Source organism: Occallatibacter gabretensis, assembly GCF_001449115.1.
Classification (GTDB): Bacteria; Acidobacteriota; Terriglobia; order Terriglobales; family Acidobacteriaceae; genus Telmatobacter; species Telmatobacter gabretensis.
In genome coordinates this window covers 1667296-1690008 of the sequence record NZ_LAIJ01000009.1, presented here as the reverse complement: position 1 = coordinate 1690008, position 22713 = coordinate 1667296, and the positions used below count along the sequence as shown (strand labels likewise).

General features: G+C 58.7%; 24 protein-coding genes. 6 read left to right on the top strand and 18 right to left on the bottom strand.

All coding sequences use genetic code 11. The annotated features are described in order from the left end of the window. Window position 1: 1 nt before the first annotated feature. The 5 genes from VO84_RS23060 to ygfZ form a co-directional block, all read right to left on the bottom strand. Window positions 2-646, bottom strand: a complete 645-nt coding sequence (locus VO84_RS23060; protein ID WP_058188106.1) for a VOC family protein — start codon at window positions 644-646, stop codon at window positions 2-4. A 178-nt stretch (window positions 647-824) separates the two neighbouring features. Then, window positions 825-1769, bottom strand: coding sequence for a bifunctional riboflavin kinase/FAD synthetase (locus VO84_RS13380; protein WP_231737922.1), 945 nt, complete (start codon window positions 1767-1769; stop codon window positions 825-827). An 8-nt stretch (window positions 1770-1777) separates the two neighbouring features. Next, entirely contained in the window at window positions 1778-2605 is an 828-nt protein-coding gene (locus VO84_RS13375; protein ID WP_058188105.1) for an MBL fold metallo-hydrolase, read from the bottom strand. 6 nt (window positions 2606-2611) lie between these two features. Next, complete coding sequence (locus VO84_RS13370) at window positions 2612-3217, bottom strand: DUF1844 domain-containing protein (protein WP_058188104.1); 606 nt, start codon at window positions 3215-3217, stop codon at window positions 2612-2614. Between the two features lie 27 nt (window positions 3218-3244). After that, complete coding sequence (gene ygfZ / locus VO84_RS13365) at window positions 3245-4354, bottom strand: CAF17-like 4Fe-4S cluster assembly/insertion protein YgfZ (protein ID WP_157439878.1); 1110 nt, start codon at window positions 4352-4354, stop codon at window positions 3245-3247. Window positions 4355-4477: 123 nt separating this feature from the next. Between ygfZ and VO84_RS13360 the strand changes: the two genes are divergently transcribed. Together VO84_RS13360 and VO84_RS13355 are read left to right on the top strand one after the other, a co-directional pair. Next, entirely contained in the window at window positions 4478-6139 is a 1662-nt protein-coding gene (locus VO84_RS13360; protein WP_058188102.1) for a hypothetical protein, read from the top strand. A 66-nt stretch (window positions 6140-6205) separates the two neighbouring features. Beyond that, window positions 6206-7165, top strand: a complete 960-nt coding sequence (locus tag VO84_RS13355; protein ID WP_058188101.1) for a chitobiase/beta-hexosaminidase C-terminal domain-containing protein — start codon at window positions 6206-6208, stop codon at window positions 7163-7165. A 40-nt stretch (window positions 7166-7205) separates the two neighbouring features. Here the strand turns inward: VO84_RS13355 and VO84_RS13350 are convergent, their stop codons facing one another. From VO84_RS13350 to VO84_RS13335, 4 genes are all read right to left on the bottom strand, one after another. Beyond that, entirely contained in the window at window positions 7206-7715 is a 510-nt protein-coding gene (locus VO84_RS13350; protein WP_058188100.1) for a hypothetical protein, read from the bottom strand. 344 nt (window positions 7716-8059) lie between these two features. Continuing rightward, window positions 8060-9088: an AI-2E family transporter gene (locus VO84_RS13345; RefSeq protein WP_058188099.1), complete on the bottom strand. Its 1029-nt coding sequence runs from the start codon at window positions 9086-9088 to the stop codon at window positions 8060-8062. A gap of 29 nt (window positions 9089-9117) precedes the next feature. After that, complete coding sequence (locus tag VO84_RS13340) at window positions 9118-9663, bottom strand: hypothetical protein (protein WP_058188098.1); 546 nt, start codon at window positions 9661-9663, stop codon at window positions 9118-9120. Beyond that, the gene (locus VO84_RS13335; protein WP_058188097.1) at window positions 9664-10425 is read right to left on the bottom strand and encodes a TIGR00266 family protein; all 762 of its coding nucleotides are present in this window, start codon (window positions 10423-10425) and stop codon (window positions 9664-9666) included. A 259-nt stretch (window positions 10426-10684) separates the two neighbouring features. Here VO84_RS13335 and VO84_RS13330 point away from each other — a divergent pair, with 259 nt between their 5' ends. Then, window positions 10685-11581 carry a YihY/virulence factor BrkB family protein gene (locus VO84_RS13330; RefSeq protein ID WP_058188096.1) on the top strand — a complete coding sequence of 299 codons (897 nt, stop codon included), beginning with the start codon at window positions 10685-10687 and terminating at the stop codon, window positions 11579-11581. Between the two features lie 138 nt (window positions 11582-11719). Then, window positions 11720-13234 carry a pyruvate kinase gene (gene pyk, locus VO84_RS13325; protein ID WP_058188095.1) on the top strand — a complete coding sequence of 505 codons (1515 nt, stop codon included), beginning with the start codon at window positions 11720-11722 and terminating at the stop codon, window positions 13232-13234. Window positions 13235-13295: 61 nt separating this feature from the next. Here pyk and VO84_RS23345 read toward each other — a convergent pair whose 3' ends face one another. The 8 genes from VO84_RS23345 to VO84_RS13290 form a co-directional block, all read right to left on the bottom strand. Beyond that, a complete protein-coding gene (locus VO84_RS23345; protein WP_082661957.1) occupies window positions 13296-13487 on the bottom strand; it encodes a type II toxin-antitoxin system HicA family toxin in 192 nt (63 codons plus the stop codon). Continuing rightward, the gene (locus VO84_RS13320; protein WP_058188094.1) at window positions 13484-13699 is read right to left on the bottom strand and encodes a type II toxin-antitoxin system HicB family antitoxin; all 216 of its coding nucleotides are present in this window, start codon (window positions 13697-13699) and stop codon (window positions 13484-13486) included. The genes VO84_RS23345 and VO84_RS13320 overlap by 4 nt, the downstream gene beginning before the upstream one ends. A gap of 43 nt (window positions 13700-13742) precedes the next feature. Further along, a complete protein-coding gene (locus VO84_RS13315; RefSeq protein WP_157439877.1) occupies window positions 13743-13955 on the bottom strand; it encodes a hypothetical protein in 213 nt (70 codons plus the stop codon). Between the two features lie 9 nt (window positions 13956-13964). Further along, the gene (acnA, locus tag VO84_RS13310; protein WP_058188092.1) at window positions 13965-16784 is read right to left on the bottom strand and encodes an aconitate hydratase AcnA; all 2820 of its coding nucleotides are present in this window, start codon (window positions 16782-16784) and stop codon (window positions 13965-13967) included. Window positions 16785-17061: 277 nt separating this feature from the next. Continuing rightward, window positions 17062-17274 (bottom strand): hypothetical protein, encoded by a 213-nt coding sequence (locus VO84_RS22860; protein ID WP_058188091.1) that lies wholly within the window; start codon window positions 17272-17274, stop codon window positions 17062-17064. Window positions 17275-17316: 42 nt separating this feature from the next. Continuing rightward, a complete protein-coding gene (locus VO84_RS13300; protein ID WP_058188090.1) occupies window positions 17317-17607 on the bottom strand; it encodes an addiction module antidote protein in 291 nt (96 codons plus the stop codon). Next, window positions 17607-17906 (bottom strand): type II toxin-antitoxin system RelE/ParE family toxin, encoded by a 300-nt coding sequence (locus VO84_RS13295; RefSeq protein WP_058188089.1) that lies wholly within the window; start codon window positions 17904-17906, stop codon window positions 17607-17609. The genes VO84_RS13300 and VO84_RS13295 overlap by 1 nt, the downstream gene beginning before the upstream one ends. 42 nt (window positions 17907-17948) lie before the next feature. Then, entirely contained in the window at window positions 17949-18977 is a 1029-nt protein-coding gene (locus VO84_RS13290; protein WP_058188088.1) for a hypothetical protein, read from the bottom strand. 50 nt (window positions 18978-19027) lie between these two features. Between VO84_RS13290 and VO84_RS13285 the strand changes: the two genes are divergently transcribed. Both VO84_RS13285 and VO84_RS13280 read left to right on the top strand, forming a co-directional pair. Further along, entirely contained in the window at window positions 19028-20125 is a 1098-nt protein-coding gene (locus VO84_RS13285; RefSeq protein WP_058188087.1) for an alpha/beta fold hydrolase, read from the top strand. 36 nt (window positions 20126-20161) lie between these two features. Further along, entirely contained in the window at window positions 20162-21580 is a 1419-nt protein-coding gene (locus VO84_RS13280; protein WP_058188086.1) for a chloride channel protein, read from the top strand. 123 nt (window positions 21581-21703) lie between these two features. Here the strand turns inward: VO84_RS13280 and VO84_RS13275 are convergent, their stop codons facing one another. After that, window positions 21704-22471: a DpnI domain-containing protein gene (locus tag VO84_RS13275; protein WP_058188085.1), complete on the bottom strand. Its 768-nt coding sequence runs from the start codon at window positions 22469-22471 to the stop codon at window positions 21704-21706. Window positions 22472-22713 lie beyond the last annotated feature (242 nt).

The following is a 22713-nucleotide window of genomic DNA, read 5'->3' as shown; positions in this document are numbered from 1 at the left end:
GCTAATTAGCTGGTCCGGCGAAGAGGATCAGGTTGCCGTCGGGATCTTTCACGATAAAGGTTTTGGCCTGCCAGGGTTCGTTTCTCAGGGACTGCGCAAAAGTTACCTCCGCTGCCTGATAGGTCAAGAAGAGAGTTTTGATCTCCTCTGCGCTTGCCAGTGTGATGGAGGCGGAGAGCAGCTGTTCCCTCTCGCGTACATCTTCGCGAAAGAAAGTCTCGTCCATGTGACGCAGCGCGAGATGGGCGTTGTCAGGGCTTACCTGGCCATAGAAAGGCGGATCGCCGTAGACAAAATCGATGGTGAAGCCGAGCTTGGTGGTGAAGAAATCGGTGGATGCTTTGAGGTCGCGAACGTAGAGGTGCGCGGCGACCGAGGTGAGGATGGGCTGAGAGTGCGTATGCGTCTGGGACATGGCGATTGAGGCTCCTGTTTTCAGCGCCTGCCATCCTTCAAATCCCTCTTTACGCGCAACTAGCTCCTGCGCGTCAGCCAGCCGGAATGCCGCCGCCAGAATTTCCGGATCGGAAAGCTGGCGAAACCGGGGCAGGTGTTCCCGGATCATGGCTGCGACTGGATAATACCGGTCACGATGCCATCGCAGATATTGCTTGGCTTGCTTTTTGAGGTTTTCGAGATTCGACATCGGCGCAAATGGTGTTCATGTTCTGTAGGAGGGCCTTGCCCTTTCGACCTGCGCCGATGCGTCCTACGCCACGATTCCAGATTGTTCCGCGGCGGGCCGGTTTGTCAACGGAAAGCTAAAGACAAAAGCAGGTCCTTACCTCCGCCTGAAAAACGGCTACGGTCAGGATGACGAACTTCTATGGGAGATGGGCGAGGCGGAAGTAGCGTTTGGCGCGGGCTACATCTTTACCGATTTGCGCCTTGAGGGCATCGACCGAGGGGAAGCGGATTTCTTCGCGTAGGTAGAAAAGAAATTCCAACTCCAGTGGAGTTTCGTCGGTCAGGTCGACTGGCTCAAAATTGAGAATGTGGGTTTCTATGCTGAAGCCTGCGCCTTCAAAGGTGGGACGGTTGCCGACGTTGCTGACGGATTCAAAGCAGCGCTCGCCAATGGTGAGGCGCGTGACGTAGACGCCGAAGGCGGGCAGCAGGCCATCGTAGGCGGCGAGATTGACGGTGGGAACGAGAAGGCGCGAGCCAACTCCTCTGCCATGTGCCTGCGTGGAGCGAATGACGAACGGGCGGTTCAGCATCCAGCGTGCGCACTTCATATCGCCTGCGGTGACGGCGGCGCGGATGGCGGAGCTTGAGACTTCGAGGCCGTGGACGTGAACCGGCTCGTGGATGGTGAGGCCGAAGCTGAATTCTTTGCCAAATTCCGCAAGCTCTTTTACTCCGGCCTGAGCGCGGTGACCAAAGCGGAAGCTGCCGCCCTCATGCAGCCTGCGAATCTGCAGGGCGCGGACGAGGACCTGTTCAACGAATTCGCGGGCGGTGAGGCGGGCGAATGCGGCGTCAAATGGCAGCACGACGATCGAGTCAATCCCGGTTTCGGCGAGCAGGAGCAGACGCTCATCCTTTGGCGTGATGCGTTTCGGAGCCTTGTCGGGGCGGAGAAAGTGCTCGGGGTGCGGCTCAAAAGTGACGGCAATTGCGCGGAAGCCGTTCTGGCGGGCTTCCGCAACTGCAGCGCCGAGAAGCTGACGATGGCCGAGGTGCACGCCATCAAAGTTGCCGATGGCGGCGACGGTGGGGCCGAGGGTTGCGGGGATTTCCGCGAGGGAGCGGTAAACGGGGATCATGCCCTGACTCATTCCTGGCCCGCTTCGCTCAAATTGATTGGGATTTCGAGGCCGTCATACGCAAGCGCTACGCCGCTGGGGAGCATCTTATTGGTCTCTTCATGCCCGAGCTCGTGCGCGATGTGAGTAAGCCAGGTGTGGCGCGCTCCGATACGTTTTGCCCAGGCAACAGCCTGCTCGACATTGGCGTGGCTGGGATGGGGAGTGTGGCGCAGCGAGGGGAGGACGAGGTTTTCTAGACTGCAATTTCCGGGGCCGGTGAGCAGATCGAAGCTTGATTCCGGGATGAAACTGACGTCCGTGAGATATGCCACATCCCCAAAGCGAAATCCCGAGATCTCCTGCGGGCCATGCACGACGGGGATACGAATGATTTCGAGCTCATGGATGCGGATGCGATCGGTGAGCGGATGCAGCTCCACGCGCGCTCGGTTGGCGTAGGTGGCTCCGGGCGCGAGCGTGTAGTGATAGATGCGCTCCAGCGTGCTTGCAGTGCCGGCATCGGTGTAAAGAGGGATAGGGCCGCCGGCGCGGAAGGCAGCGAAGCTGTAGGGGCGCAGATCGTCCATGCCGAGGATGTGGTCGGCGTGGTCATGCGTGTAGAGAACGGCGTCTACACGCGTGATTCCGTGGCGCAGGGCCTGCTGGCGGAAGTCGGGGCCGGTATCGACGAGGACGGTGCGCTGCTGGCCTTCAACACCCGTCCAATCGATGACGACGGATGGTCGCAGCCGCTTGTCGTGTGGGTCTGTACTGGTGCAGACCGCACAGCGGCAACCGAGCGTGGGGACGCCCATGGAGGTGCCGCTGCCCAGAAATGTTAGGCGTGCCTGCATTCGTCGCTATTTTTTCCCTACCGGCGGCGGAGGAGGCGGCTGCAGGGTAATCATGTTGGTGAGCTCAAGAAAGGCCATGCGGGTTTCAAAGAGCACAGTCTGGAGCATGCGGTCTTCCTGCGGGGTGACGTTACCCTTGGTTTTTTCCGCAAGAATGCCGAGCAGATCGATGGTCTGGCGCGCGCCGAGGATGTCGACGCGTGGACGCTGGCCTTCCTGCGTGCCGGCACCCATCTGCATCATGGTGGAGAGATAAAGCTGTTGCACCAGGCTGTCAAACGTAACTGGGGGCAACGGGCCGGCGCCGGGGTTTTGCGCGCGGATGAGGTCCTCGAGGTGCTCGGCGGAGGCGTCATAGGCGGACTTCTGCGCGCGGCTCTCCTCGGCGGTTGGGGCTTCGGTCAGTGGGTCGCCGTCGGCCTGCGGCTCTGCGTCAGGCGGCGCCTGTACGGGCTCATTGACGACGAGGCGCGGGCCTGCGGATGGTTCGGGCTTCGGTTCCGGTTGCGGCTCAGTAGTTGCGGCAGGAGTGGCAGCAGGGGCTTCGGCGGCTTCTTCTTCCAGCTTGCGCTTGCGGCGGTCAATGACTTCGAACTTAGGGGTATCGCTCATGGTTTCTATTTCCGTTCGCAAAAAAATTTATAAGGTTGGCGGCGCAGTGAGAATGCGGACTGTGCCTGAGTCTTCAGATGCAGCATAGGACAGTGGGAGATTTCGGGCTTCGGCTTCGGCGCGAATCATGGCGAGAGCGAAGCGGCGCGTGCTTGCTGGCAACTGAAGCTCAGCGACCGATGTGATTGTACCTGCGGCGGTATTCTCCAGCGTTAATTCCGTGCCCGGAGCGGGCAAGGGGCCGTCGATCTCGATTGGGCGCAAATGGCGGTGGACGTTGCCGCGGGAGCGGATGCGCTCGACGATCTCCTGGCCGAGATAGCAGCCCTTGCTGAAGTGCAGGGCGTGGAGCTGGCCCGTCTGTTGAGAGACGGCCTCCTGCGGCAGGTCGCGCTCGGCGATGTCGATACCGTAGACCGGAATGCCTTCTGCGATGCGGAAGGCATCGAGCGAGGTTATGCCGGTGGGCTGCGCTCCAGCGGTGATAAGAGCGTGCCAGAGCTTCTGCGCGTCGTCTTCCGCGACCCAGAGCGTGTAATGGTCTGCGAGCGCGCCGTAGTTGCGGCGGACGATGAGGCTGAGACCGCCAGCTTGGGCTTGAATCTGGGTCAGGGGTTCGGCGAGTGGAGTGACGCCGATTTTTGTGAGGATTTCGGCAGCCTTGGGTCCGGTGAGTCCGATGGCTGTGACGCCTTCGACGGGCACCAGTTCAACATCGTCCATGATGATGAAACGGTCGAAATGAGTGAGAAGTTTGTTGTACTGATCGGCGGCGATTTCGATTTCGAGCTCGTCATCGCTGCGCCACGCCATCAGATCGCCCTGGATGCGGCCCTGCGCGTTGAGGACCAGATTCCATGCGCCGCCGTGGGCAGGCAGATCGCTGACGGTGTTGGTGACCATGCCGCTGAGCCAGCGGAAGCTGTCTTCTCCGCGCACCTGGGTACGGCGCAGCCAGCCGAGGTCGTGAACGGCGGCTCCGTGAGACAGTGCAGCGATTTCGGTCTGGGGCGCGTCCAATTGGGCAATGGAGATGACTCCGCGAAAGGGCGCGAATGGACCAGCTGCACCGCTGGCGGCGAGGATTCGGGCCAGGGGAGTTTCGGTAAGCGTAGCGTCAAGTGCGGTTTCCGTCATATCTTTGAGTGAACTTTGCAGCGCGGCGTGGATTTTTTCGCGGCCCTCGCTGCGCAATCACAACAGTTGATTATAGCTTTGATAGAGATGCGGAGTTTGCGGGCAGGACTCAAGGAGAGCGGGATGGCAAGTGGGTTTGGAGCGCGTTTCCGGAGCAGCGGCTGGCAGGCAGCGGCGCTTCTTACCTTGAGCGCGGCGCTGTGTTCGGGGGTGGGCACCGGCCAGCAAGCGCCAGCGGGGCAGAATCAGAGCCAGAATCCGTCCGGCAAGAGTGCTCAAAAATCCAAAGCCGGGCAGCCTGAGACCCGCATTACGCCGGAACAGGCGAAGAAGCTCTTCGCCATGGTGGATCAGTTGCTGAAGTTCTCCTCGGATGAGACCGGGCTGACTGTGAAAGCGACCGTAGGGCGGAAACTGACCAGCCGCGCCGAGGTGGAGAGCTACCTGAAGGGCAAGTTCGACGAGGACGAGGGCGCCAAGCGGCTGCAGCGCGGCGAGATTGTGCTGAAAAAGTTTGGACTGCTGGACCATGACTTCGACATGAAGCCGTTTCTGCTGGCGCTGCTGACGGAGCAGATTGAGGCCTATTACGATTCGAAGACCAAGACGGTGTATCTGCTGGACTGGATGCAGCCGGATGACCAGGAGTCGGTGCTGGCACATGAGCTGACGCACGCGCTGCAGGATCAGCGTGTGGATCTGGAGAAGTGGAACGACCAAACGCCGAACGATGTCTCCCTGAATTCGCATGAAGATACGGACCACCTGGCGAAGGACGAGATTGACACCGCACGCGAAGCCGTGGCGGAGGGCCAGGCGACAGCGGTGATGGTGGACAACGAGCTGAAGCCGCATGGCAGGAGTTTGCTGAAAGATCCCGAGGTAGTGGAGTTTCTGAAGCAGCAGATGGCGGACCCGGACAGCTCGCCGGTGATGGCACGCGCGCCGCTGCTTCTGTCGGAGTCGCTGATGTTTCCTTACCGCGAAGGGCTGAGCTTTGAGCAGGACATCTGGATGGATCGCGGGCGTGAGGCGGCGTTTGCGGGCGCGCTGGATAAACCGCCCTCTTCAAGCTGGGAGATCATCAACCCGCTGGAGTTTGAGAAATCGCATGTACCTGCGGTGCCGCTCTTGCCGGATATTCATCCGCTGCTGGATGGGACGTATAAGCCGTACGACATTGGGCAGGTGGGGCAACTGGACCTGCACATTCTTACGCAGCTGTTTGGTGGCGACGAGGCAGCGAAAAGCCTGACTCCGGCGTGGGATGGCGGCATTTATTGGGCTGGGCAGCTTAAGAGCGCAAAGACGCCGCAGGAGCAGGCAAACACGAAGTCGATTGCGCTGTTTTATCTTTCCGCGTGGAAGAACGATGAGTCGGCGGAGGCCTTTGCGCAGCTCTATGCGAACGCGCTGGGCAGAAAGTATTCCGGACTGAAGAAGGATGTTTCTGTGGCACCGCCTGCGGACCTGCCTGCGGGGACGGAAGAGCTGGTTTACACCACCAACGAAGGGCCGGTGGTGATTACGACGCGGGGCAAGCTGGTCTTTGTGGCCGAAAGCTTTGAGCTACCGGTGGCGCGCAAGCTGACTGCGATGATTCTGGATATGCAGGGCACGGGCGAGATGCGCATGGCGTATGGCGCGGGGCCAGATGTCGCGCCTGCGGGGCAGGCTGTTGGCGGCTCAACACTCTCCGGCGGACTGGTGCATCTGTTTGCGGAGAGCGGCGCGATGAAGGCGGCAGTGCGGGCGGCAAAGAACGCGGCGCAGATGGCTCAGTAAGACTTTCGATTGAGCTACCACAACTTTTGGTCCCGCACTAGCGTCACTAGGAGCAGGGGTGAAAGTATGAAAGCCTTTTTGCTCAGCTGCTCTGTTTTCTCTGCTCTAGTTCTCTCTTCTGCCGTCTCTGTTGCCTGCGCGCAGGATCCAGGCATGATGGCCGCTCAACAGGCGATGGATGCTGCACAGCAGGCGAATCAGCAGGCCATGCAGGCTTCGCAGCAAGCCAGTCAGCAGGCAATGCAGGACGCGCAGAACGCGGCCCAGAATCAGGCTCCGGCGGTGGCCATGACGCGCGCACCGAAATTCTCTTCCGGTTCCGGCAAGCTAACGACCGGTACGCTGGTGCGCATCACCAGCCCCTCGCATTACGCCACCATTTACTACACGACCGATGGCTGGTCGCCGACAACGAAATCAAAGAAGTACACCGGACCGGTCAAGATCAGCCATGACACGGTTCTGCAGGCCATGGCGATTGCTCCCAATATGACGCACAGCGTGATCGCGCGTGCAGAGTACACGGTTCCCGGCAGCAGCCCTGTACTGCCTGCAACGTTGAGCACGGATGGCGTGCTGCGCGCAGGTACAAAGCTGCGGCTGGTGACTGCCACACAAGTTAACTCGAAGGCCGTGCAGGTGGGCGACAGGCTGCCTTTGCAGCTCGATCAGGACATTATGGCAGGCGATAAGGTGATCCTTGCCAAAGGGACAACCGTGGATGCGCTGGTGACGCAGGCAGACCCGCCGGGACACGCGGGCATACCCGGCGACATTGTCTTCGAGGTGAATGCGCTGGCCGCCAACGGCATTACCATTTCGGTGCTTGGCGGAGAAACGATGGAAGGACCGAACCATCTGAAGCGCACAGTTGGCCTGCTGATGATTCCGGGGATTGGCCCTGCCACACTACTGGCGCATGGCGACCAGGCCGTGATCAAGCCAGGGATGACCTTCTGTGTAACCGTTCAGACCGACACGCCGCTGCTGGCTACAGCAGCGGCGGCTGGTACAGGATCGCGTTAGTTGTACTTGGGCAATTCTTTTCGGCACAATTGCCTACGGGCTATTGGTTACCCCAGATAATTGACGAGGGCAATTTGAATCCTGAATTTATACCCCCAACGTAGGATGGGAATCCCACCTGGAATACCTCAGGAGTGCCTTCGCCGAAGACCCAGCCGTCCGGAGCGTTCGCGAGATAAATATTGCGCGCCGCCCAGGAAACTTTCACTGTTCCCGCTGTTGGATCTGCGGCCTCGCCGCCGAATATATCAATATCATCCGGGATGCCGCTCGCAAGCAGATCCCGAGAGCTGATCGAATATGGCCCAGTGCCAAGTACTGTCCAGCACTTGGGCTCGCCCGGCGTGCAAACGACATACCCCGCTGTCTTCTTCCAGTCATTTGGTGGAGCTCCAACGATTGAGTCAAAGGAGGCCGGAATCAGTCTCCAGGGTTGGGGTGTTTGACCGTATTGCAGATCCCGACCGAAGAAGGTTGTTTGGGAGCCTTGTTTTGCCAGAAGAATATACCCGTTGAATTGTCCGGCCAGCAGAGTTTCGTAAAGCGTCATTCGATTTTCCTCTCTTGATTAGTCATCTGTGATTCAGAGCCGTGTAGCTTGTTCAGGCCGACTCAAACTGTACCGCTGTGGAGTGCGTCACACTAAAGGTGATAACAGTGATCCAATCGTGACAACGCGGAGTCTTCTCGGATTGGGACCCTGTTCCTGCGGGAACAGTGCTCTGTTTCCCGCGCCGGCGTCCCAGCATTGTCGCCAATTGTGAGCTTGCGGGGCAGGTTCTGTCTCGTTGTTCTGCAATAAATTTGTGCTAATTTGCGCTAACAGCCTGGACTTTGTGGACTTCCTGGACATCGAGCTACAAAGAACCCACGCACAGATTCGGCGAACAGAGCCTAGCTGTCTTTCGAGACCAGATACTCATCCACCAGCACGGCGACGAGGGCCGCCGTGGGCACAGAGACGAGGGCTCCGACGATGCCCGCCAGCGCTGAGCCGATCAACAGAGCGACGAGGATGGCGAGACCGGGTAGACCTACACTGTGGCGCATAATGCGCGGCGTGAGGATGGAATTCTCGATCTGCAGATATACGAGATAGAAAACGGCCACGCCGAGGACGCGGCCCCATGAATCTACTGCCGCGGCCAGCAACGCGAGGGCGATAGAGACAGCTCCGCCAAGGACCGGGATAAGGTTCAGCAGACCGTTGAGAACGCCGAGCGCGTAGGCATAGCGCACGCCGAGAAGCAGGTAAACAATCACGCTGAGCACACCGAAGATCAGCATCAACGAGCACTGGCCCAGCAGCCAGCGGCCCATGCGAATCTGGGCGCGACGCAGTGCAGCATCCAGACGCATGCGGCTGAGCGGCGGAAAGAAGGAAAGCCCCCAGCGATAGGCGACGTCGCCTTCCAGCGTGAAGTAGACGGTGAGAATGAGGCCCATGGCCAGGGTGAAGAGAGTATTGGCCCAATTTTTAATGGAAAGCAGGACAAAGCTGGCGCTTTGCGTAAGCGCTCCCTGCGCCTGGGTGACGAGTCCGGCGGCATCGATCTGGTCGGCAAAGGGAACCTTCTGCAATTTGGCCTGAATCTCCGGTAGGCGCGAGGGCATCTCCTGTGCGAAGGCGCGCAGATCGCGCAAAACCGGCGGCAGCGCCAGATAGACGAAAAGTCCCAATCCCGCGATGACTGCAAAGATCAGTACGACGATGGCAGACTTGCGAAAGGGCCGCCAGCCACGGATGTTGAAGCCTGCGATGAACTCCACCAGGGGGCGCAGTACGATGGCAAAGAGCGCGCTGACGAAGAGCAGAAGCAGCTCTGCCCGCAGCAGCCACGCCAGATAGCAGGCGAGCGCGAGACCGAAGGCGAAGACGATAGCACCGCGCAGCGTCTGCACCCGTTCTTCAGTTGCCGCCATTCAATATCCTTCGAGAGCTAGGATTGAAGCTAAGATTGCGTGCTGCGCTTGCAGACCAGGTGATCGGCAGGTATCCAATTGAATTGTGCGCTCTTGCTGACCTGCCAGTCCATTGTGAAGGTATCCGGGTTCACGATAGAAAACACAAAGCGGTTGGCAGCATAGGGAGCTTTGGAATCGCTGCTGATGGGTGAGGTCAGGGTAAGTACATCGCTTTTCCAGCCTTCCGCACTGGAGTATGTGGCTGCGCTGAAGTTGTTAGCGTCGAACTCGACGAGCTGCTTCTGCTGTGCGTCGTAACCGATGAGATACTTTGCAACGTAACCCGTGGCAGGTTCGATGTCCTGCTCCATGAGCTCCAGCCACTTATCGCCGACGACAATCGAGCCTGTCATGCTGGAGCGATGCGGCTTGCCGTTGCGAAAAGCTCCCGCACAATTCCACGAGCCTTCAAAGTGGAATCCCGAGGGGATGGCAGAAGGAGGCTTCGCGCCTTGTTCCTGAGGTGCAAGAGCCAAGGCGCCGGCTGCGGCAAGCGAAAGAGCTGCCTGCGTCATGAATCGAAACAATCGCATTTACTCTCCGCTCAAGATGGAGCCTACGATACCTCCGATGACGCCTCCTGCAGCTGCCTGCGGAACCTCGCGCGAGTTGTGCGGCAGATACTGTTCAATGGCATGCGCGAGCCGCGAAAGAGGCAGCGTCTGCAGCCATACTGTGCCGGGGCCGGTCATTTGTGCGAGAAAGATGCCGTCTCCGCCGAAGATCACATTCTTGATGCCGCGCACTGTGGTGATCTGGAATGAGACGGAGGTCATGAAAGCGCCTACGTGGCCGGGATGCACATAGAGTATTTCGCCCGGCGCCAGTTCCTTCTGGATCAGCTCGCCGGAGAGTTCAAGCCACGCGGTTCCCGCGCCGCCCACGCGCTGGAGGATAAAGCCGCTGCCGCCGAAGATGCCTGCGCCAAGGGACTGCTGGAAGCCGATGTTGAGCGTGACCTGCGGAGTGGCGCAGAGAAAGCCGTGCCGATGCACCATGTACTCGTATCCGTTGCCGAGCTGCACGGGAACGATGTGGCCGGGAACGCGGGTGGCAAAGGCCACTTCGCCGGGGTACTGGTAGGCACGATACTCGGTCATAAAGAGGCTGCCGCCCGCGGCCACGCGCTTGAGTGCGCCGAAGAAGCCGCCACCCCCGCCCATCTGTGTATGCGTGGTCATCTGGATGGTTTGCGTCATCCAGGAGAGCTCGCCGCTCTCGGAAAAGACGCTTTCGTTCGGGTCGAGCTGGATCTCCAGCACCGGCATGGTGGTTCCCTGAGTCCTTGCCTGCATTGCGCTTATCTCCTTCGATTTCGGGTGCGCCCGGGTGCGAACAGTGTACCCGCCGGGCGAAGTCCTGCGTGAAAAATTACTTACGCAATCGAGCGCCGTCCGGTTCTGTGTGCAGGAAACGCCGCCCCACCGCAACCTGTATCTCTCGGATACCGTCTACAGCGTTCAGAGAAAGCTGCATCCGGTGGAACGGCAGCACGGGCATAAAAAGACACTCGCGCGAACAAGTTGAATTGCTCTACTCTTGCTTCAGAACAACATGCGGAACGTTCTTTCACATTTCCGGCTGACTCTGGCAAAGGCAATCGACCATGACGTGTTCAACACGGCCAAGGCGACTGCCTATTCCGGAATGCTGTGTTTTTTTCCCGCTGTGCTGGTGCTTACCACGGTGCTGGCCAGTGTGGATGAAGGGCCATCGATCATCGGCGTGATGCGCGGAAGCTTTGATCAGGTGCTGCCGCCTGAATCCCTGGCACTTTTGCAGAACTCGCTCGATACGGGCCCCATTCGTTCCACGCAGGTTATTCTCTCAGCTACGATTCTGACGGCGTTTGCCGGCCTGGGCGTGATGCTTTCTCTCATGGAGGGCTTTCGGCGCGCTTATGAGCTGCCGCGCGATAACTGGAGCTTCTGGGCAAAGAGGCTAAGGGGGATATTGCTGGTTCCCATTTCCCTGTTGCCATTGTGGCTGGCCAGCCTGCTGCTGGTCTTTGGCCACCAGATTGAAACGTGGATGGTTGCCAACGCCGACCACGAATTGCGGCTATTGGTGATCTTCTTCTGGCGCCTGGTGCGCTGGGGGGTTGCGATGACCACCACGGTAGCAGTGCTCTCGGCGCTTTACCACTTTGGTACACGCCGAACAGAGCACTGGTCACGCGTTCTTCCCGGTGCTATTGCGTCTACTGCCATATGGTTTCCGGTAACTCTGGCCTTTGGCTGGTATGTGACGCGCATTGCAAATTACACGCGGTTTTACGGCTCCTTTGCGGCCGGGATTGCCACGCTGGTGTGGCTATACCTGACCTCGTTCAGCGCACTGGTTGGCGCGGAGCTCAACGGCGTTCTCTTCCATGACAGGCTGGTGCGGGAAGGGGCTGCTGCGGCCGGGCAGGCCCAGGAGACCACAAGCGAGGCGCTTACAAGTTTTTGAATTTAAAGAAGATAAACTGGTCTGACCAGACGGCGTTGCCGCAATGTACAATAAATCCGGTCATCCATTCATACCCCGATCTGCTCTTTGTTTTATAAACCGATTCGCTTTTGCCGCAATCTTATCCGGAGCTTTTCCATGTCTTCAGCTGTTTTTAGTCCTGCCAATCGCCGCGCAAAGATCGTGGCTACCCTAGGGCCCGCGTCCAACACTGAAACCGTTTTCCGCGAGCTGGTGCGCGCTGGCGTCGACGTTGTTCGCCTGAATTTCTCGCATGGAACACACGAGGAAAAGCTTGCGCTGATTGCGATGATTCGCAAGGTGAGCCGCGAGGAAGAGAAGCCCCTGTGCATCCTGGGCGACCTTCAAGGCCCGAAGATTCGCACCGCCAAGCTGGTGGACCGCAAGCCAGTATTGCTCAAGGCCGGCGAGCGGCTGACCATCACTCCGCGTGAGATTCTTGGCACGGCGGAGCTGGTGGGCACGACCTTCAAGACATTGGCGGAAAACGTGGAGGCGGGATCGCGAATTCTGCTCTCCGACGGCCTGATTGAACTGCGCGTGGCTGAAGTGCAGGGCCAGGACGTGGTCTGCGAGATTATCAATGGCGGAATGCTGGGCGAAAACAAGGGCATCAACCTGCCGGGGATTCCGGTCAAGGTGCCCTCATTGACGGAAAAAGATGAGATCGACCTGGAGTTTGCGCTGAAGAGCGGCGTGGATGCGATTGCGGTCTCGTTCGTTCGCACATCGGATGACATCCGGCTGGTTCGCAAGCGCGTGGCGGATCTTGGCTCAGAGACATGGATTATTGCGAAGCTGGAAAAGCCGCAGGCGCTGGAGCATCTGGACAGCATTCTGGAAGAAGCGGACGGCATCATGGTGGCTCGCGGCGACCTGGGCGTAGAAGTTCCGCCGGAGCAGGTGCCGGCCCTGCAGAAGCTGATGATCCGCAAGGCAGCGGAGTATCGCAAGCCGGTGATCACGGCTACGCAGATGCTGGAATCTATGATTGAGAATCCGCGGCCGACGCGTGCGGAAGCATCCGACGTGGCAAACGCGGTTTATGACGGCACTGACGCGGTCATGCTCTCCGGCGAAAGCGCCATGGGCAAGTATCCGGTGGAAGCCGTCTCCATGATGGCCCGCATTGTGTGCGAGGCCGAGCGGACGATTGACACGCAGAACGCGCATGATCGTCGGCGGCAGCACACGACGGACTTGTCGATTGCAGAGACGATTTGCGAAGCGACGGCGCATGCCGCTGAGGACCTGCATCTTTCCGGCATTGCGCTCTTCACGGAATCCGGAACCACGGCGCGGCAGCTTTCGAAATACCACCCAGGTGCGCCGATCTTTGCGATGAGCGCAATTGAAACTACGATCAACCGCCTGACCATGCTGTGGGGAACGATTCCCGTGCGTTGTACCAAGGTGCGCTCTTCTGAAGAGATGGTGGACACGGCGGAGAAGCTGTTGCAAGCCGAAGGCTACGTCAAGCCGAATGAAGTGATCGCTATTGTGGCCGGCACGCGGACTCGGTCCGGTTCGACGAACTTTATGCGTCTGCATGTGATGGGCGAGCAGGAGATGGACGAGGACAACTTTCTCACTGTGCATGAAGAGGCTGAGCCGGTGGGCGCGAAGAAGTAAGTGCGGGCTGCAGGAAAGAACAAACGCCGCTCCGGATGGGGCGGCGTTTGTGTTTATGTCATTATTTTCCGATCTCAGGAACCGAAAGTCCTCGGCAAATCTTGCGTGCGAGAAGATCAGCAACTTCTGTATGACGAGGAACAGCTTCGATCTGTCCCGTCGTTGGATTACACCAGATGGAATGCGAGCCGCCTTCGCGTTTGAGATAACATCCGTGAAGACGTAAATGGCGCAGCAGCGATTCACGCTTCACTGGATCGTGACCGTCTCACGCAGCGCATCGGGAGGCGCTCCACGCAGTCCATCTTCGCGCCGGTCTTCCAGAATCAACTGGATGGCCTCGCCGAGATTCTCGCGACACTCTTCAATCGTGCGGCCCTGGCCGTTAGCGCCAGGAATCTCCGGCGACCAGCTTACAAACCATTCGCCATCGCGCTCGATTACGGCCGTGAATTCATTGTGCATGGCAAGAGTATAGACCAGAAGAAGACGCCTAGGTGCAACGCGCCTACGAATCGGAAGCTGAATGAAGCACGACAGCAAGAGCGCCGAATACGACTGCAGCGCTGATCCCTTCCATCTCCGCGAATCCCCTTTCGATTCCCCAGACGGCATGAATTAAACCGCCGCCGATGAGAAACGAAAGCCCTGCCAATCCGAAAAGCGCTTTAGACACCATCGGCAGCAGGGCCTTCATGTTTTGTTCGCGCGAATCACTCACACGCTCATCTTACTTCGCTGCGAGTTGCCGCAACACGTATTGCAGAATGCCGCCGTGCTCGTAGTACTCGATCTCCTGCGGGGTGTCGATGCGCACCTTTGCGGTGATGGACTTCACCGTGCCATCGGCGGATGTGGCTTTCACCGTCAGCGTGCGGCCACCGGCGAATTTGCTCTTGAGCAGATCGGTAAGGCCTGCGAAGTCGTAGACCTCTTCGCCTGAGAGACCAAGCAACTCAACGTTTTCACCTTCCGCAAACTGCAGTGGCAGAATGCCCATGCCCACAAGGTTCGATCGGTGAATACGCTCGAAGCTTTCGGCAATGACGGCGCGGACGCCGAGCAGATTTGGACCCTTTGCAGCCCAGTCGCGCGAGGAGCCCGAGCCATACTCTTTGCCGGCGAGAATCACCAGAGGCGTCTTGCGCTCGGCGTACTTCACGCTCGCGTCAAAGATCGACATCTGCTCGCCTTCGGGCAGCAGGCGCGTGACGCCGCCTTCCGTACCGGGAGCGAGCTTGTTACGCAGGCGCACGTTGGCAAAGGTGCCGCGCACCATGACCTCATGATTGCCGCGGCGCGAACCATACGAATTGAAGTCCGCAGTCTTAACACCGTGCTCGGAGAGATACTTCCCTGCCGGCCCGTTCGCCTTGATGGAGCCTGCGGGTGAGATGTGGTCGGTTGTTACTGAGTCGCCCAGCACAGCGAGGACACGCGCGTTGAGAATGTCGCTGATGGGCGCGGGCTTGAGCGTGATGCCATCAAAGTACGGAGCCTGGCGGATGTAGGTCGAGTCCGGCTCCCATTGATACACGTCGCCAGTGGGAAACTTGAGGCCCTGCCAGCTGGCGTCGCCGAGCGAGACAGTTGAGTACTCCCTGCGGAAGCTTTCGCTGCTAATTCCCTTCTCGATAGCAGCAGCGACTTCAGCTTGCGTAGGCCAGATGTCCTTGAGGTAGACCGGCGCGCCGGTCTGGTCCGTTCCGAGCGGATCGGTGTCAAAGTTATGGCCGATCTTGCCGGCGAGTGCATAAGCGACAACCAACGGTGGCGACATAAGATAGTTCGCGCGCACATCCACGTTGACGCGGCCCTCAAAGTTGCGGTTGCCGCTGAGAACGCTGACGGCGACAAGACCGTGTTCATCGATGCTCTTCGAAACATCCGTCGGCAGCGGTCCGGAGTTGCCAATGCATGTGGTGCAGCCGTAGCCGACGACGTTGAAGCGCAGCTTTTCGAGATACGGCAGTAGGCCGGACTTCTTGTAATAATCCGTGACGACGCGGGAGCCGGGCGCGAGCGAAGTCTTGACCCACGGCGGTACGCAAAGGCCCTTTTCGACGGCCTTTTTGGCGAGAATGCCTGCAGCGATCATGACGGAGGGATTCGAGGTATTGGTGCAGCTTGTAATCGCCGCAATCACGACCGCGCCGTGATCGAGATACTTGTCAGGATCGACGTGGAAGCGCTCCTTCACGGTCGTCGTAACATGCAGCGGCACTGTGGGAGTCGTGGCGGACGATGTCGCCGGGCCTTCGTTTTCTTCGGCAGCAATGGCCGAGTCGGTCACGCTCGTCGCACGCTCCCATGCGGCGGCGGTACGCGTGCCGAGCGGCTTGGCCGTAGGTGCAAGCAGTGAAGGAAGCTGCTGCGCAAAGCTGGCTGCGGCGTCCTTGAGCAGCACGCGATCCTGCGGGCGCTTGGGTCCGGCAACGCTTGGTTCCACGGTCGCGAGATCGAGCTCGAGTGTCTGCGTGTACTCGGCCTCTGGCGTGGCGGAGGTATGGAAGAGTCCCTGCTCCTTGTAATAGGCCTCGACGAGTGCGATCTGATCTTCACTGCGGCCTGTGAGGCGAAGGTAGCGGAGGGTTTCGGCGTCCACAGGGAAGATGCCGCATGTTGCGCCGTACTCGGGAGCCATGTTGCTGATGGTCGCGCGGTCGGCCAAAGGCAGTTCCGCGATGCCGGGGCCGTAAAACTCGACGAATTTGCCGACGACGCCGAGCTTGCGTAGCGCCTGCGTGACGGTGAGGACGAGATCGGTGGCGGTTGCGCCTTCGCGCAGCTTGCCGGTGAGCTTGTAACCGACGACCTGCGGCACGAGCATCGAGACGGCCTGACCCAGCATGGCGGCCTCAGCCTCGATTCCGCCGACGCCCCAGCCGAGAACACCAAGGCCGTTGATCATCGTGGTGTGAGAATCGGTGCCGACGAGCGTGTCGGGGTACGCCACTTGCTCCCCATCGATCTCAGCGGTAAACACCACTCGCGCCAGATATTCGAGGTTCACCTGGTGGCAGATGCCCATGCCCGGCGGCACGGCGGAGAAATTACGGAAGGCCGTCTGGCCCCACTTGAGAAAGGCGTAGCGTTCGCGATTGCGCTGGAACTCAAGCAGCGAGTTGGCCTCGTACGCTTGCGAGGTGCCGAACTCATCCACCTGCACGGAGTGGTCGATCACCAGCTCGGCTGGAATGAGCGGATTCACGCGCTCAGGATCGCCGCCAAGAGCCTTCACGGCGTCGCGCATCGCGCCCAGATCGACTACGGCAGGCACGCCGGTGAAGTCCTGCATGAGGACGCGGGCGGGCATGTAGGCAATCTCTCGGCTGGGCTCCGCCCTGGCATCCCACTGTGCCAGGAACTCGATATCGGAGGCGGTGACGTTCACGCCATCCTCGCGGCGGAGCAGGTTTTCAAGCAGGATCTTGAGGCTGAAGGGGAGGCGGCTCAGGTTGAAGCCCTTGGCCTCCAGGGCGGGTAGGCGATAGATGGTGTAAGAACGGCTGCCGGAGTGCAGTGTGGACCGGCTGGCAAAGCTATTCATCGTTGCATGACCTTTCTCGGCTCACGCATGCGGGCCGATGACATGGGCTCGTCTCTTCTACACGGTCCATCGGGACTCGCTACGCGGCGGGACAAGCCGGAAAATTTTGTCGGAAACAGCTTACTCAGCGAGACGGATCAGCGTCCACGGTCGTGACGGCCGCGATGGAAGCGCTTGAACCTGGGAGGGGCGGAATGTGTGTGAAAAACGCGCATGGATTTCGGACATAATTTTAGCGCGATTGAATAAAGGGTGGAAATGGGCTCGAAAGATACAGTCAACCATTGACGTCTTGAATAATAGCCTCCGTAATCTCCTGAACTGTTTGCCTCTGAACGCTGCTCTGCGGTCCAAATAATTGGGTCTCGATATGGCCATCCGCGAAAAACTCAATTTCGTAATACTTCGATGGTGTGGGCACAATCACCATAATTGCATCCCGCACGCAATCTAACTGGTAGCTGATTTCCAGACGCTGAAGCTGCTCCAAGAACTGCAGCAGTTATTCGAGACTATTCATTGCTTTGCCAACTTATGCCGAGAGCGAAGCGGTGAGGCGTACACCGAGCGCATGCATCACCTTTAGCGCCGTGCCAAGCTCAGGGTTCCCTGTCTCACTGAGCGCCCGATAAAGAGCCTCGCGCGATATGCCCGTCTCACGCGCCAGCCATGCCATACCACCTTTCGCACGCGCAACCGTACCGAGAGCCTTGGCAAGAAAAGTCGGATCGTTTTCTTCGAGCGCTACCGTCAAGTACGCCGCAATCGTCTCGTCATCCGTCAGATACTCCACTGCATCAAAGGGAGCTACTTTGAGCGCCATCACTCTTCCTCCTTCCACTCGATCACCAATTCCTTCGCCTTTGCAATATCCTTCTCCTGCGTGCTCTTGTCCCCGCCGCATAGAAGCACAACCAGAACTTGCCCGCGCTGCGTGAAATAGACCCTATATCCTGGCCCGAAATCGACCTTCATTTCAAAAACGCCGGAGCCAACGCTTTTTGTCTGGCCCGGATTGCCATCTTCCATTCGCTGTATTCTCGTCAGAATCTTGAAGCGGCCTCGCAGATCCCGGAGGCTCTTGAGCCAATCATCAAATTGCCTCGTTCGAAGAATCCGCAAAAACTTTCTACCCTCTCCGCGTAACGACTCTTTTACTGTAACCTAAAAGTTACATTCGCGCAACTCCGAAACTTCTGAGAGCAATTCGCTTCCATCCAGGAAAAATCTCACTTGCAGCCAGATGCAGCCCACCCAGAGAGTGAACCAGCCAATGCCAAGGATTGGCGTAAGCACCCATTGGACTGACTGGATTGCGGGAACCGGCCAGGTAGCAGAAACGGCCCAACCAAGCGCAATGACACAGACGTTCACAAGCAGGATCGGGCCGATGGCGAGCAGGCGGTCGCGGGTACGCTCGCGGCCATAGGCGTAGCTGCCCATGTAGTGAAAGAAGCTGGCTCCGGCTACGTGGAAGACGTACACGCCGGTGCGAAAGGCGGGCGTCATGTAGGCTCCGTAGGTTCCCCAGACCAACGATTCGCCGAGGAAGAAGAGCGCTATTAGTGCCAGCTTCTGGCCGCCGTGAAAAAGCTGCCGCCAGCCGCCGAGAGTCAGCACCACCCCCGCCAGCACCAATGTCCCCATGAAAAGCAGCCATCGATGCTGCTGAATGTGGCCCGCGTTAAACAATACCGCCGAGAGCCATGAGAATGAGACGACCGTAGGGAGCGAAGTTCGCCAGGCGCTGGTATTCCGCGGCGCGGTGTCCCCCGCGAAGACTACCTCCGCCCGAACGAAGTGCGCGATGAACCAGATCCAGACCAGAGCGCTGAAGAGGCCCACCCCGAGGAGAGCGCGCAGACCAACAAGAATCGCGATGGCCACGGCAACCAACGCGCAATAGCCAGCTCTCCATTGCCATTTGAGCCTCGCTAGCGCTCCCCACTGCCCGCGCCCCGCATAGAGAAAATGCGCCCAGCCGGCAAAGGCTGTGAGCGCATAGAGGTTCAGGACCTCCGGCGATATCGCTCCGCTCCAGATTCCAGGCGGAACGCTTTTGACTAATGAAAACGGCAGGCTGAAGCCGAGCCCCAGCAGCAGAAAGGTGAGAGCCAGCGCCAGCCAGGGACGGCTCGATGGCTGTCCGGCGGATTGCGTCAATTCAACCGTTTTGGCTTCGGGAGACGGCATCTCTGGTTCTTGTTATAGGCTCAATCTACATTGCCATAGGAGAGTGTTCCATGTCCTTACGTGCAGCCTACTGTTTATTTGTCTTTCTGATTGGCGCGGGAATCTCCGGCATCGCCCAGACGGGAGCTGTCGCTCCCTCCTGGCCTACGCAGAGTGGCTGGGTGGCTCTGCCCAACTTCAAGTTCGGCACGGGCGAAACGCTGCCTGAGCTTAAACTGCATTACCTGACGCTTGGCATGCCGCACCGCAATGCCGCAGGCCATGTGGACAACGCCGTTCTGCTGCTGCATGGCACCGGAGGCGACGCGCATTCTCTGCTTAATCCTGCCTTCTCGAATGTCCTCTTTGTGCCGGGAGGCATTCTCGATATCAAGAAATACTTCCTCATCCTGCCGGATGATATTGGCCACGGGCTGAGCTCCAAGCCATCCGACGGCCTGCACGCGCATTTCCCTGCCTACGACTACGACGACATGGTGCGCAGCCAGCGCATGATGCTGGACGACCTGAAGATCGATCATCTGCGGCTGATTCTCGGCACCTCCATGGGCTGCATGCAGAGCTTTGTCTGGGGAGAAACCTATCCCGGATTCGCCGATGCCCTGGCGCCTTTTGCCTGTCTGCCGGTGCAGCTTGCCGGGCGCAATAGGATGATGCGCTACATGGCCATTCAGGCCGTCAAAGACGATCCGGCATGGATGAACGGAGATTACAGGACTCAGCCGGTGCAGGGGCTTCGCGCCGCGAACGAGATTGTCATGATCATGGGCTCCAGCCCGCTCCAGATGCAGAAGCAGGCGCCTACGCGCCAGCAGGCGGAGCAGTATGTAGACCGATACCTGGACCGTGTGATGACGACGACTGACGCCAACAATCTGATCTTCTACTTCAACGCGAGCCGCAACTACGATCCCTCGCCGCGCCTCGAAAGCATCACCGCGCCGGTACTGTGGATCAACTCCGCGGATGACTTCATCAATCCGCCGGAGCTTGGTATTGCAGAGAAGCAGGTGAAGCGCATGCCGCATGCGCGCTTTATTCTGCTGCCCATTACCGATGAGACACGCGGGCATGGGACACACACCATGGCTGCGATCTGGAAGGACTACCTGGCCCAGTTCATGCGTGAGACGGAGCCAAATCACTAGCTTTTATACTGTTTGTTGACGAGGTCTTCTTCCCCCATGAATGATTCGGAAGGACTTGCAGGCATTTGGTCGCGATTTCTGGCGTGGCTCACGCGCCGTATGCCCAGCGAAAAACAGCGGTTACTGGTATTCACCATTGTTGCGGGCGGATTGTGCGGGCTTGCTGCGGTAGCCTTTCACGGCTCTATCCAAACCCTGGAAAAGCTGATGATTGACCGCGCCAACGCCGCGCCCGGCCACTGGTGGATCTTATGGACGATTCTGACGCCGGCGCTGGGCGGCCTTGTTGTGGGCGTAGGACTCGTTTATTGGGCTCCGGCGGCGGCGGGCAGCGGGATTCCGCAGGTCAAGGTTGCATACGAGCTGCGCTCCGGGCTGGTTTCGCTCCGAGAGACAGTCGGGAAATTTGTGCTCTGTGCCGTGCAGCTTGGCTCCGGCGCTTCCCTGGGTCTGGAAGGCCCTACGGTGCAGATCTGTGCCGGAGTGAGCAGCCTGCTGGCCCGTGGTGCGCGGCTCAGCCCGGCCTATCAGCGGCGCATGGCCTCCGTGGGCATGGCAGCGGGCATTGCGGCGGCGTTTAATGCGCCGATTGCAGCCATTACTTTTACCCTTGAAGAGCTGATTGGCGATCTTGATCAGACGATGCTCTCCGGCATTATTGTGGCCGCGGCGCTGGCCGCGGTGGTAGAGCACTGGATCCGGGGCGGCAATCCCATCTTTCACATTTCACAGCCTTATCAACTGAAACACGCTTCGTCGCTGGTGTGGTATGCGTTGATCGGTGTTCTGGCAGCGGTTGTCTCGGTGGCTTTTCAGGAGTCGTTGATCTGGCTGCGGGGAAGGTTCAAGCAATGGACCGCTGTGCCGAAGTGGGTGCATCCGGGCATTGGCGGGCTGGCCACTGGTGCGCTGGCTGTGCTGGGCTTCCAGTTTTTTCACCACAACGGTATTGCCGGTGACCCTTATGGAACGCTGACCTGGGCCTTGACCGGAGCCATGCCGCTGGCGCTGATGGGAGCGTTCTGCGTGCTCAAGTTTGCGGCCACCATCTTTTCTTACGGCAGCGGCGGCTCGGGAGGCATCTTTGCCCCGGCGCTCTTTATGGGAGCCATGCTCGGCGGCTCGGTGGGCTGGCTGGATGTAGCTGTCTTTCACCACCCGGCAGAGGAGATTGGCGCATTTGCCGTGGTAGGCATGGGAGCGGTCTTTGCGGGCATTATCCGCGCGCCCATGACCTCGATCCTTATCGTCTTTGAGATGACGGGCGGCTACGGGCTGGTGCTTCCACTGATGATCGCCAACATGAGCGCCTTTGCGCTGGCACGCCACTGGCGTCCGCTGCAGATCTATGAGGCACTGCTTGAGCAGGATGGTATCCACTTGCCGCATGGCGGCGCGCCGCCGGAGGTGCTTCCGGTGTATCCGGGGAACCAGACCCAGGACGCTACGGTGTAGAAGGCGGTTGTTAACTCTCAGCTTTTTAATGCATGCCGATTTGCGATAATATGCACCGGTCTGCCCTGACGGTTCCACTACCGCACGGTAAGGTTGCTCTGAAACATAAGCACCGATCTCATTTCAGATGAGGAGCCTGTACTGTCCATACCCGTGAAATTCCAAATAGCCTAGATCGCGGAGGACTTGCAACTGCTGTCTGATCTTTGCTCGAACGTTATGGTTATTAGGATAGGCGGTTGCAAATGCGCGTTCGCGCAAATAAACGTCATTCAGCGAAAATTCCGTACATTGAAGATTTCTAATAATTCCTAATGTGAATGTCGTCCAACCACGTTGCCGGACTGGAATGTTCTTGAGTCTTTCAAACTCCTGAAATTTCTCGCGAACAATACGGCGATCGACAGGAACTCCACTACTAACAAGTGAAATCTGTGCGTCCGGACCGATCGTGTCGAGACGAATATTGCAACCGACCCATCCGGCTCGACGAGCCATTGAAGATAAGGGCTTCCTCATCTCAATAATCTCTGGCGTAAGAAATAGATGATGCACCGCGGTGAGGCCTTGAATGCGCCAGCTGTCCGTGCGCTCTAAGAGCAATAGCGTCGGCGCGGAACCGCTTTTGATTCGCGAAATCATCGCACTGTATGCACCGTCTACCAACCGATTCTTTGGTTTTATACGAAAAGCCTTAAGTTCATATATCTGTTCGCAATTGCGACATGAAAAATCCGAAGCTTGGGTATTCGCAGGCGTCGGGAAGAGTTGATCACTCTCGCAGGCCAAGCAATAACCATTTACGCCGAACCACTGCTCTGACAACACGCGCGAAATCTGCTGTTGGCTCTTGTACCCTGCGGCGAAATCAATATCGCATTCAAATTTCATCGCGCGGTTCCCGGTCAAGCCAGACTTGGTAGGAATTTCTCGGAGCTAGAGTTTTCATAGCCGCATTCGTCGCAAACATATCGCCGGTCATCGAACGTATGTACCTCTGGCTCATCTGCGAGGATCGGGTCACTTTCTCTATCGAACCCTACGAGCGCGTAATTTGCATATGCGTCGCATTGGACTGTCACATCATTGCCACCGCAATTCGGGCAACGGGGGGCAGCGATAGGTTTAGGTTG